The sequence below is a fragment of the Pseudomonadota bacterium genome, from assembly GCA_010028905.1.
Taxonomy (GTDB): domain Bacteria; phylum Vulcanimicrobiota; class Xenobia; order RGZZ01; family RGZZ01; genus RGZZ01.
The window spans coordinates 1-11,666 of sequence record RGZZ01000117.1 but is presented as its reverse complement, the minus strand read 5'-3'; the positions used below and the strand labels follow the sequence as shown (position 1 = coordinate 11,666).

The following is an 11,666-nucleotide window of genomic DNA, read 5'->3' as shown; positions in this document are numbered from 1 at the left end:
TCAGTGCAGCGCCCAAGATGCCCAACGGCCTCGACCTGCCGACGGCGGGAACCGAAGGGGGGCCGCCCGTGCAGTCTACCTCCGCCTACGGCGCCGGTGGAACCGTCTACGTCCCGAAGTCGACGCAGAACAACGTCTTCGCGGTGACCGTCACCAACATCGAGAACGTCGCCAGCATCAAGGACTTCTATCACCCGCGCGCAGGGTATCGCTTCGTCGTGGTCTACCTGTCGCAGCAGAACGTGTCGAACGAGGTGCAGATCTACACCGGACGGTTCTCCCTCCTCGACCAGAACAACCGCTCGTACGACTACATCGAGGGGCTGAGCAACTTCTGGCTCGTGATTCTCCGTCCGTACGGCATCAACTTCGGCTATCTCGTGTTCGAGGTCCCGGCCGACGCGCAGCCCACGCGTCTCGCGCTTCACGCCTTGAACCAGTCGCCCCTGACCCTCAACCTCTGAAGATCTCCTGGCCGACACAGAAAGGACCCCTCGTGCGATGAGCGTGCTGAAACGATTTCTCCTGGGTGCTGCGGCGCTTGCCGCCCTCCTGGGCCTGGCTGCCCTTGTGGGGTCCAGACCAGTCCAGGCGCGCGAGCCCGTCACCATCTCATTCTGGCACGCCATGCGCGGAGAGAAGGAGGCGGCGCTTCGCGATCTCATCGCTGAGTTCGAGAAATCGAACCCCTCGATTCGCGTGCAGCCCCGGTTCGTCGGAAGCAGCAACCCGCAGTGGGGGAACGATTACAACTCTCTCTATCGCGGCATTCTCGAGAGCCTCGCCGGGCACGCGCCTCCGGATGCGGCCCAGGTCTATGAGAACTGGACCACCCAGCTCATCGATTATGGCTACCTGGTGCCGGTGCAAGACTACTTCAGCTCGGCCGACGCCTTCACGACCGCCGACATCAACGACCTCGTCCCTGTCTTCCGCAGCGCCAACACCCACGGGTCCAAGCTGTGGACGCTCCCGTTCAACAAGAGCATCTACGTGCTCTACTACAACGAAGGGCTGCTGCGCGCCGCGGGCGCAGGCGTGCCGCGAACCTGGGAAGACGTGCGCGCGGTGGCGCAGAAGGTGGTGTCGGCCGAGCGGGGCATCTACGGTATCACGGTGCAGCCCAACGTCGATACGCTCGGCCACTACCTGTACGCGCACGGGGGCGACTTCGTGAACGACAACCAGGCCATCTTCAACAATCCGCTCGGGCTCTCGTCCCTGCGCTTCTGGGTCGACCTCGTGAACGTCGACCGCACCGCCTTCCCCACCTTCGATCCGGCGGCCTCCTTCTCACAGGGCAAGTCGGCCATGTACATCTTCACCACCTCGGCCTACTCGCATCTGCGTCAGTCGTCGAAGTTCCCGGTGCGCCTCGCGGCCATGCCGTCTGCGCACGGCCGCGCGCCGCGCATGCAGCTCGCCGGTACCAACCTCGCGCTCTTCAAGACCACTGCGGAGCGCCAGACGGCCGCCTGGAAGTTCATTCGCTTCCTCACGTCGCGATCGGTGAACACGCGCTGGGCGCTTCGCACGGGGTACCTTCCCGTGCGACAGTCGGCCATCCAGAGCGCCGAGTATCAGGCCTTCCTGACGCGCAACCCGGACTACCGCGACGCCGCTGTGGCAAACCTCCGCAATGCGTGTGTGCAGCCCAAGGTCTCGGCCTGGGAGTCGATTCGTGGCATCATCGACGACGCGATGTTTGAGGCCATCAGCCGTCGCTCGTCTCCGCAAGATGCGCTCGATCGGGCTGTGGCCATCTCCAACGACCTCATCCGCAAGATTCTCGGGGCCGGCGGCGTTCAGCGCTGAGCCTTCTGGCTTGCTCCACGCGCAACCCAGGGGTATGACAGCCTAGATCGGTGGCCGCAGCGGTTTCCCGTTCGGATCTGCGGGTGCGCTTGCCAGCCTCACGAGTCGCGTGACGATGGCGTCGAGGCTTTCGCTCTGCGCATCGTCGAGCGGGTCGAACGCGATTCCGTGGAATACAGCGTCGCCCTCTCCCTCTGTGTGGACCACGGTGCCTCCCACCTTGAAGGGCGCACCCTCCTGTCGCTGCAGCTCGATGCGCAGCCGCTCTGATCGCTCCAGCGAGACGCCAGAAGGCCAGAGGCGCATGCCGCCAGCCGAGATGTCCTTCACCTCTCCTTGCAGCACGGTGCCGTCAGCACGGTGCACGGTCACAGGCAACGCAGCGGTGTGGCGCTCGTGGACGCGGCGGTCATCTCCCGTGCTCATGCCGTAGGTGCGCAGCACGAGACGTATCCAGTGGTCTCGCTTCTCGTTCTCGCTCTCGAGATACCGCACCCCGGTCTCGTGCTTGTTTCCTGCGACCTTGTTCGACCACACGCTGCGCGCCTTGAAGCCGATGTGCTCGATGGTCTCTCGGTTCTCGAAGTTCAGCGATACGGGAACGCGGATGTCGATGATGGCCTGTGGTGCGATTCGCCGCGACGACTCGAGCTTCAGCCCGGTCACGCTGAGACTCACGATGGTGACGGTGAACGCGGCATCGGAGGCGGTTGAGCACAGGGCCATGATCTCTGAGGGGAGGCGCGGAGCGGCGCGCACGGGTGCGCGATTCGGCGCCTCTTCTGCGGCATTGCCCTGGATCATGGATTTGAGTGTGATCCACCAGTCCATGCGTGAGCTTCCTCTTCTCCAGTCGTTGCGCTTCGAGGCTTGAAAAGACTTGCAGGCCTCTCAATACTGTACGACGTGAACCTGTGGTGTCTCCTTGTTGAGGGGGGCGTAAAACTTCGTCGGGCCCGTGCTATAATGTGCTCGCTCGCACAACCGCCGTTGCGCACTGCAAATCACGGCAGGGCGGGCACATGGGAGCGAGCACGTGCAGGCCTTGTTCGCCGGCATCTTGAGGCGGGTATTGCAGCCGCGCGATGAGACCATCGTGGCGCTGCTCGGTGCGCTCATCCTCTTCATCGCGGTCAACACCCAGACCGGATGGCTTTACCTGATCTCCGCCGCGGTCGCTTCGCTTCTTTTGGTGGGGTTTGTGGTTCCTCGCCTCATGCTATCGGGCCTCGAGCTCTCGCGGGGAGCGATGGGTCCCGTGGTCGAGGGGGAGACCGTCGAGGTGCGCTTGCGCCTTCACAATCCCTCGCGCTGGCCGCGCTATCTCGTCACCGTCGAGGAGCACCCGCCCTTTCCCCCCGTACCTCCGGACGCCCCGGCTGCCGCGCCCCTCGACGCTGTCGATGGCATGGACGCAGGTACCGACGCAGCCCAGCGGGTGCGCTTTGTGGTCGGATGCGTGCCGGCCCATGGGGCGGTGAGCCTCTCGTATCGAATGACCGCCCCGTTCCGCGGGGTTCGGCGGTTCGAGGTCACGACCATGGCGTCATCGGTGCCGTTCGGGTTCTTCCCGCGGGTGCGGCGCGTGAACATCGGCGGTGAGGCCGTGGTGCTGCCTCGGGCCCCGGTGCTTCGTCACGCTGATCGCGCGCGCGCCGCCTCTCGTGTCGAAGGGCAGACGACACCGCACAGACGGCTCGGTCGAAGCCATGACCTCCACGGCTTGCGGGCCTACCAGTACGGCGACGACATCCGATCAGTTCACTGGCCCACCAGCGCACGCACGGGAACGCTCACGGTCACCGAGCATCTTGACATCGGAGCGCCCCGCCTGACGGTGGTCATCGATTGCGGTGGCGAGAGCGGACATGGGCCGGCGGGCTTGTCCGCGCTCGATCAGGCCGCTCGTCTGGCGGCCGCATTCCTGGCGCACGATCGCCGTCGCGGGACCCGCGTTCGTCTCGTGACCCTCGACGGCCACGGCGCGCTGTGTGGGGCGGCCGACCAGCGTGGTGCCTCTCCCCTCGACTGGCTGGCGCGCCTCGCCTCGTGCGACGCACCGCACTGGGCACGCGCGCTCGAGATTCTCGAGTCGAAGCGTGAGCCCGCGGGCCATGTGCTGGTGCTGACCACCCGCGGACTTTCCGAGACGAACGTGGCGCGTCTCCCCCTGCCAGCCGCCGTGGTGCTGTTCGCGGGCGATGATGAGCAGTGCATCGATGAGGCCGCGACGCTCGTCGCCGCTGGGGCGCGGGTGTTCGTGCATGCGACAGAGGCACCGCTCGAGGGGATCTTCAGCGGGGCTGGGGCAGCACGATGAAGATCCCCGGGTTCCTCACGGTCAAGAAGATTCCCGAAGATTCCATCACGTTTCGGGCTGCGACACTCGCGACGATCATGTGCGGTGTGCTCGCCACGCTTCACGAGGAGCAGTGGCCATCGCTCTCCGCTCTGTTGATCTCCCTCACCGCGCTCGGCTACTGGGTCTCGTATCGCCGTCGCACCGAGACGAACTGGGTGCTCAAGATCTTTCTCTCGCTCTTCATGTTCGTTGCGCTCTACGATTTCATCGTCAGCCTCTACTACAGCCCGTTCGACCCGCGTGTTCCGCTGGCCAACCTGCTCCTCTGGCTGCAGCTGATCCACAGCTATGACCTTCCGTCGCGACGAGATCTGAACTATTCGCTGGTGGCGGGCTTCGTCTTGATGTGCGTCGCCGGCGTGCTCAGCCACGATCTCACGGTGCTGCCCTACCTGGGTGCCTTCTTCGTGTGCGCGCTCTTTGCGCTGCTGTGCAACCATCTCTCACAGGCACGTGAGGCTCGCCGTGTCGTCGGGATCATGCCGGGGCCGCGCACCGCCGTGATGGCGGTGAGCGCTCTTGGCGCGGTCCTCCTGCTGCTGAGCGCGGGCCTCTTCCCCTTCATCCCGCGGGGCCAGGGCCTGCGAATCCGCGCGCTCCCGTTCTCGCTGCAGCTCAACCCGAAGGCGGTGGGCAAGGGAGAGATCCGGAACGCGGCATACCCCAACACAAACGGCCGCGTCACCCCCCAGCAGCGTCACTTCGACCCGGACAGCTACAACGGCTTCAGCGCCTATCTCGACCTCAACCTGCGTGGCAAGCTCACCGACGAGATCATGATGCGCGTTCGCTCGTCGGAGGAGACCTGCTACCGCGGACTGGGCTTCAACCACTACACGGGGAGAGGATGGGAGATCACGCTGGAAGGGCTGGAGCAGACCATCGGAACCAGCCCTCCGATTCTGCTCAACGTTGACGGAATCGGAGAGAAGGAGCTCATCCAGGTCTACTACATCGAGCGTGATCTGCCCAACATCATTCTCTCGGCGTACCAGCTGTCACAGCTGTTCTTCCCCTCCGACACGGTCTACGTCGACGCGCACGCGGGGGTTCGAACGCCCTTCGCGCTCGAGAGTGGAACGGTGTACTCGGTGGTGAGCCTCTATCGCCCCGTGCGCCCCGCGCTCCTGGCGCGTCTGGCCACATTGAACCGCCCTCCCACGAAGGTCGAGCTTCGTGCGCGAGAGCTCGATCTCGAGCTGCCGCCCACGGTGCCCTCGCGCGTGAAGACCCTCGCCGAAGACATCACCCGCAACGAGGTCGGCGCGTATGCAAAGGCTGCGGCGCTGACGAACTACCTGCAGAACCACTATACCTACACCCTCGACATCCCCCCCTACCCGGACGACCTCGACGTCGCCGACGCTTTCCTGTTCCGCTACAAGAAGGGGTACTGCGAGCAGTTCGCCACGGCCCTGGCCGTGATGTGTCGCAGCATCGACATCCCCGCGCGCCTCGTCACCGGGTACTCGAGCGGCACGTACAATCCCCTCACGGGATATTACGAGGTTCGCGGGTCAGACGCGCACGCGTGGGTCGAGGTGATGGTCAGCCGATTCGGCTGGGTCGAGCTCGACCCTTCTCCTGGATATGACGCAGCACCGCGGACGCCTGGGCGCTCTGCACCGTCGGCCGCTGACACCTTCCTGCGCTACCTGCGCGCTCGCCTGGGCCTCGACTTCGAGGGGCCGGGGAAGGCCGTTGCCACGGCGGTCGCTTGGGTCCGGGAATGGGTCGCTGGCATCGGTGCGCCGGGTGCCATCGCAATCGTGGCCTTGGCGTTCGGTGTGGGGGCGGGCGCGTGGGTTCTGCTCGGGCAGCGGCGACCGCGGCAGGGCGGTACGTCGGTCGCGCGCCGGATGGGCGATCGCCTGCGCGCGGCGGTGAGACGTGTGGCACGGCGCATCGGCCTCTCTGCTCCTGAGGCCGGCACAGGTGGCGAGATCGGTGAGGCGTGGAGGGAGATGGCCGCGCTGCTCTCAGCAGGCGAGCAGCCGAAGGCGCCGGGGAAGACGCCACGTGAGCGTGCGACGCAGGCCTGCCTGCGCTTTCCCGCGGTGTCACGTGACATCGAGCGGCTCACCGATCTCTTCGAGGAGGCGCGCTATGGAGCGCGAGAGATCGCTGCATCACAGGTCGACGAAGCGCGCCAGCGTCTCGTCGCCATACGCGCGGCCGTGACGCGCAGCGTCAGGTGAGGGCGTCTTCGGCGGCCTTTCGCATGAGCTCTCGCGGCGCGGGCTGTCCTGTCCAGTGCTCGAAGGCGGCGGCTCCCTGCTCGACGAGCATGCCGAGACCATCGCAGACCTTTGCTCCACGCGCCGCTGCGTCTTGAAGGAAGCGGGTTCGCCGAGGTCGGTAGATGAGATCGTAGACCGCCAGGCCGCTCGGAAGGGTGCCTGGCCAGGCGGCGGGGGTCACGTCGACCGACGGCGACATGCCGGCCGAGGTGGTCTGAACCACCAGCGTTGCGTTGGCGACCGCGGCTGCGAACGGTTCGTCAGCGAGGGGGGCGATGGCGAGCGAGAGGTCCGGGAACGCCGCCGCAAGTGCCTCGGCGCGCTCGCGCGATCGGTTGAGCAACGTCACGCTGCGAGCTTTCTGCTCGGCGCAGGCGAGCAGCGCTGCGCGAGCGGCGCCGCCAGCGCCCACCACCACCACTGAGGCCCCGTTGAGCACGCCTGTCCCGAAGCTTGTGTCGAGGTCGCTGACGAAGCCCGCAACGTCGGTGTTGAAGCCCTCGATGTGCGTTTCGGTGAAGCGCAGCGTGTTGCAGGCGCCGCTTCTGCCAACCCTGGGCTCGACCGAGTCGGCCAGGGCGGCCGCGGCGGCTTTGTGCGGCACGGTGACGTTGGCCCCCACGAAGCCCAGCGCGCGCAGGCTGTGCACGGCTTCGGGGAACCGCTCGGGGGAGACGTCGAACGTCAGGTAGCGCCAGGGCAGCCCGACGTGGGCAAAGGCGGCCTCCTGCATGGCGGGAGAGACCGAGTGCCCGACGGGCTGCCCCAGCAGCGCCACATACCGCATCGACCTCAGACCTTGGCCGCGGCCTTCTTGCGGTACTCGTGCGGCTGAGACGCCTTGTCGCCCAGCCGTCGCTTGCGATCTTCCTCGTACTCGCTGTAGTTGCCGTCGAAGAAGTGCACGCCACCGTCGCCCTCGAATGCGAGGATGTGGGTGGCGATGCGATCGAGGAACCAGCGGTCGTGGCTGATGATCACGGCGCAGCCCGGGAACTCGAGCAGCCCCTCTTCGAGAGCGCGCAGGGTATCGACGTCGAGGTCGTTTGACGGCTCGTCGAGCAGCAGCACGTTGCCCCCGCTCTTGAGCATCTTCGCCATGTGCACGCGGTTGCGCTCACCGCCGGACAGGTCGCCGACGCGCTTCTGCTGGTCGCTGCCCTTGAAGTTGAAGCGCGCCGCGTAGGCACGGGCCGGGATCTCCCGGTTGCCGTACTTGATGGGGTCCTGGCCCTCGCTGATCTCTTCGTACACCAGCTTGTCCGGCGTGAGGGCGTCACGCGACTGGTCGACATACGACAGCTGCACGCTCTCGCCGACCTCGATGCTGCCCACGTCGGGCTTCTGCTCCCCCGTGATCATGCGGAACAGGGTGGTCTTGCCCGCACCGTTCGGTCCGATGACGCCCACGATGCCGCCGCGCGGCAGGCTGAAGGTGAGATCCTTGATGAGGGTGCGCTCGCCGAAGCCCTTGGTGACGTTCTTGAACTCCACCACCTTGCCGCCGAGAGGCGGGCCGGGGGGCAGGTCGAGCTCGATGGTGTCTTGTCTCGACTCCTTGGCCTGGGCGGCCAGCTTGTCGTAGGACTGCACGCGGGCCTTGTTCTTGGCCTGACGTGCCTTGGGCGACAGGCGCACCCACTCGAGCTCGCGCTTGAGGGTCTTCTGACGCGCGTTCTCCTCGCGCTCTTCCTGGGCCAGCCGAGCCTCCTTCTGCTCGAGCCAGCCGGAGTAGTTGCCCTTGAACGGGAGGCCCTTGCCACGGTCGAGCTCGAGGATCCAGCCGGCGACGTTGTCGAGGAAGTATCGATCGTGCGTCACCGCCACGATGCAGCCGTCGTAGTCGGCCAGGTGCTTCTCGAGCCAGGCCACCGCCTCGGCGTCGAGGTGGTTGGTGGGCTCGTCGAGGAGCAGCATGTCGGGCTGCTGCAGCAGCACCCGAGCCAGGGCGACGCGGCGCTTCTCGCCGCCGGACAGGTGCTTGACCTCCGCGTCGGCGGGCGGCAGATGCATGGCCTTGATGGCGAGCTCGCAGATGCGATCGAGCTGCCAGCCGTCGCACGCCTCGATCTCGTCGAGCAGGCGGGCCTGCTCGGCGAGCAGCTTCTCCATCTTCTTGTCGTCGTCGCACGTGCCGAAGGCCTCGTTCACCTCGTCGTAGCGCTTCAGCAGGGCCACCACGTCAGATGCGCCCTCACGGATGTTCTCGAGCACCGTCTTGTCTTCGTCGAGGCGGGGCTCTTGCGGGACATAGCCGACGGTGGCCCACGATGCCGACGAGGCCTCGCCATCGAAGGCCTTGTCTTCACCCGCCATGATGCGCAGCAGCGTCGACTTGCCGGCGCCGTTGGGTCCGAGCACGCCGATCTTGGCGTTCGGGAAGAAGGACAGGGTGATGTCTTTGAGGACTTCCTTGGTGCCGTGCACCTTCCGAAGTCGGTTCATGTTGAAGATGTATTGGGCGGTCATAGGGGGGAGGGCTTTCGCCGCGACGGGCGTCGTCCCTCCTTTGAAGGCGGTTCGCAGCGCGGTGTCTGGTGACGATGCGCGCTCAGAAGGCGCGCTTCAGGAAGACGTCTTGATAGTCGCTGTAGGCGTGGGTGATGCTCCACCAACCGTAGGCGTCGAACGTGAAGAAGCGGCCATCTGCAGAGGCACCCATCGCGAAGATGTCGCCCGTGGAGAAGCGCACGCTCGGGTTGCTGCTGTCGACGTAGGGAGAGGTGAGGCAGCGTGTTGTCGATGCGGTTCGATCACGTACGAACACGTCGACGAAGTCGGGGCTGGTATCGGTCGCGTCGAGATTCGTTGCGAGCGAGCTGAAGGTCACGTATCGACCGTCGGCCGACACCCAGGCCGCCGGATACGGATTGCTGCCATACGAGCGTCGGTCGCCCTGCGCGCCACTGGTCGACAGGCTCACCCGCTCGGTGACGCCTACCAGGCGATCTCGGATGAAGATGTCGGTGTAGCCGTTGGTGTCGCCCGCCACGAGGTCGCTCGCATCGGACTGGAAGACCACGAATCGCCCATCGGTGGACACGTTGGGTAGCTTGCTCTGGTTGTTTCCCTCGGTTGCGAAGGGCGTTGCGCTCACCAGCTCGGGGGTGCCGCCCAGGTCGATGTCGGCGATGTAGATCTGACTCGGGGTGCCGGCCTCGTACACGACGAACCGCCCGTCGCCGGAGAGGCGGGAGGCACGTGTGTCCGGGGTCTGCACGTGGGTGCTCGTGCGCAGATCGTAGCGCATGCCGGCAAGGTGAACGTAGCGGCCGTCGTCAGAGATGCTGAGGTACATGCTGTTGCCGCCATCGGCGCCCACGCTCACGGTGGTGCCCTGGCTGCGGTTGCGCACGAACACGGGCCCGGGGCCGAGGTTGCTGGCGTCAGAGGTGAAGGCCACCACCGACCCGTCGGCCGAGACGGCGGCGTCGTAGCAGTGGGCGTTGGCCTCGACGCCGTTCGAGTCGACGCTCACGCGCTCGAGGGTGTCAAAGAGGCGATCGCGGACGTAGATGTCGCTCTGACCGTTGAACCCGCCTGGAACCATGTTGTAGGCCGTGGAGCGGAAGACCACGAACCGGCCATCGGCGGACACGGGTCCGCCGGTGTTCCAGCCGTTGGACGAGCGCTGCCCTGCGCTGTCTCGCGATATGATCTCTCCGTCTTCGATCACGCGAATCGATGCGCTCGCGCTGCCGTAGGTGCCGTTCGTCGCGGTGACGCTCACGCGCCCCGGAGACACGCCGGTGAGCACGCCCTGGGGCGTGGAGACGGTCGCGATGGCCGTGTCGGAGGCCGACCACGTGCTCGCGTCGGTGAGCAGCTGCACCGCTCCGCTGCTGAGCAGAATGCTGCTGAGCAGCGGCAGCGTCTCGCCCACCCCCACCCACCAGCGGGGCGACGAGACGCTCATCTGGTTCGGCACGCCCTGCACCACGGTGATGGGCGCGCTTGCGCTCAGGCCACCGAAGCTGGCGCTCACCGAAGTGGCGCCCACGCTGACGCCTGTCGCCGTTCCCCCCACCATCCGCGCCACCGCGCTGTTCCCCGATCGCCACAGCGCCTGGCCCGTCACGTCTTGCGTGGTGGCGTCGGTGAACGAGGCTGTGGCCGTGAACTGCAGGGTGTCGCCGGGCACGACCGCAGCTCTGGTGGCGCTCACACCGAGGCTCACCACCTGCGCCGCGGTGACCTCGAGGGTGCTGCTCGCGCTCTGATCGCCATAGCGCGCGGTCACCGTGACGGTTCCCACGGCGAGGCCGCGGGCAAGGCCGCTGGCCGCGCCTCCGGACGTCACAGACGCGACCGTGCCGTCTGAGGTGGCCCAGGAGACGCGGCTGCCGAGCGCGGTCAGCTGCTGCGTGAGCCCCCTGCTGACCTTTGCGAGGGAGGGCGTGATCACGAGCGAGCTGAGCGCGGCGCCGGTGACGCGCACCGCCGAGATGGCGCTCTGTCCGCCGAACGAAGCGGTGATCTGTGCGTCGCCTCCCTTGATGCCGATGACCAGGCCGGCGTTCGGAGGCTGGCTGAGCACGCGGGCCACCGTCGGCGCGTTCGTGGCCCAGTTGGCGTCGTTCGTCACGTCTTGAACCGTGCCGTCGGCCAGATGCGCGAGCACGGTCAGCGACACGGCGGTGTCGACGTTCAGGCTGGCGGTCGACGGCGAGACCTCGAGACGGGTCACGGTGGTGTCGCGCACCACCACATGCCCTTTCACCTGTCGTCGGGCGTACAGGGCATGCACGTCGGTCTCGCCAGCTGATACGCCCGTCACCAGGCCCACGAGACCTCCCTGGCTGCCGCGCACCTGCGCGATGGCGGGGTTCGCGCACGACCAGTCGGCGGTGCGTGTGAGGTCTTGCGTGATGCCGTCTGAGAAGATGCCCTGAAGGTGGAACGCTACCGTGGTTCCTCTCGCCAGTGACACGCGCCCGGGGATGACAGCGAGCCCGTCGAGCGACGCGGCGGAGGTGGACGGGTCGTCGATGTGCTTCGTGTCTCCTTGTTGCAGCTGCGTTGCGGTATGGCGGGTGTCTTCGACGGCACCAGAGGTGTCGATGGATTCGATGACGAGACCCACCACGCTCACCGGCACGTTCTCGAGGGTGATGGCGGGCGCGGCAGGGTAGGTCACGGGACCGTAGCGCACCTCATCGCCCCCGTCATAGCCCACGAAGCGGTACTGCCGTGCCGCCGCGCCTGCGCTCTTGGGTGTGGGGAACGACACCACGATCTTCGCGTGCGGC

Annotated in this window: 8 protein-coding genes; 4 read left to right on the top strand and 4 right to left on the bottom strand. The window is 66.5% G+C overall.

What is annotated here, in order from left to right:
- Positions 1–17: 17 nt before the first annotated feature.
- Both EB084_10325 and EB084_10320 read left to right on the top strand, forming a co-directional pair.
- Positions 18–464: a DUF4352 domain-containing protein gene (locus EB084_10325; GenBank protein ID NDD28647.1), complete on the top strand. Its 447-nt coding sequence runs from the start codon at positions 18–20 to the stop codon at positions 462–464.
- Positions 465–501: 37 nt separating this feature from the next.
- Positions 502–1,815: an ABC transporter substrate-binding protein gene (locus EB084_10320; protein ID NDD28646.1), complete on the top strand. Its 1,314-nt coding sequence runs from the start codon at positions 502–504 to the stop codon at positions 1,813–1,815.
- A gap of 42 nt (positions 1,816–1,857) precedes the next feature.
- Here EB084_10320 and EB084_10315 read toward each other — a convergent pair whose 3' ends face one another.
- Entirely contained in the window at positions 1,858–2,646 is a 789-nt protein-coding gene (locus tag EB084_10315; GenBank protein ID NDD28645.1) for a PilZ domain-containing protein, read from the bottom strand.
- 241 nt (positions 2,647–2,887) lie between these two features.
- Here EB084_10315 and EB084_10310 point away from each other — a divergent pair, with 241 nt between their 5' ends.
- A complete protein-coding gene (locus EB084_10310) occupies positions 2,888–4,135 on the top strand; it encodes a DUF58 domain-containing protein (protein ID NDD28644.1) in 1,248 nt (415 codons plus the stop codon).
- Complete coding sequence (locus EB084_10305; protein ID NDD28643.1) at positions 4,132–6,375, top strand: DUF3488 domain-containing protein; 2,244 nt, start codon at positions 4,132–4,134, stop codon at positions 6,373–6,375. The genes EB084_10310 and EB084_10305 overlap by 4 nt, the downstream gene beginning before the upstream one ends.
- On the opposite strand, the gene aroE is transcribed toward EB084_10305, so the two are convergent.
- The 3 genes from aroE to EB084_10290 all read right to left on the bottom strand — a co-directional run.
- Positions 6,368–7,204 (bottom strand): shikimate dehydrogenase, encoded by an 837-nt coding sequence (aroE, locus tag EB084_10300; GenBank protein NDD28642.1) that lies wholly within the window; start codon positions 7,202–7,204, stop codon positions 6,368–6,370. The genes EB084_10305 and aroE overlap by 8 nt on opposite strands.
- A 5-nt stretch (positions 7,205–7,209) precedes the next feature.
- Positions 7,210–8,886, bottom strand: coding sequence for an energy-dependent translational throttle protein EttA (gene ettA / locus EB084_10295; protein ID NDD28641.1), 1,677 nt, complete (start codon positions 8,884–8,886; stop codon positions 7,210–7,212).
- A gap of 82 nt (positions 8,887–8,968) precedes the next feature.
- Positions 8,969–11,666 (bottom strand): hypothetical protein (locus EB084_10290; protein NDD28640.1); only part of this gene is annotated, 2,698 nt, incomplete at its 5' end.

What these genes read in the sequence shown, in the direction of transcription:
- EB084_10325 (NDD28647.1), top strand. Translation starts at nt 18, where the DNA reads ATGCCCAACGGCCTCGACCTGCCGACGGCGGGAACCGAAGGGGGGCCG.
- EB084_10320 (NDD28646.1), top strand. Translation starts at nt 502, where the DNA reads ATGAGCGTGCTGAAACGATTTCTCCTGGGTGCTGCGGCGCTTGCCGCC.
- EB084_10315 (NDD28645.1), bottom strand. Translation starts at nt 2,646, where the DNA reads ATGGACTGGTGGATCACACTCAAATCCATGATCCAGGGCAATGCCGCA.
- EB084_10305 (NDD28643.1), top strand. Translation starts at nt 4,132, where the DNA reads ATGAAGATCCCCGGGTTCCTCACGGTCAAGAAGATTCCCGAAGATTCC.
- aroE (NDD28642.1), bottom strand. Translation starts at nt 7,204, where the DNA reads ATGCGGTATGTGGCGCTGCTGGGGCAGCCCGTCGGGCACTCGGTCTCT.
- ettA (NDD28641.1), bottom strand. Translation starts at nt 8,886, where the DNA reads ATGACCGCCCAATACATCTTCAACATGAACCGACTTCGGAAGGTGCAC.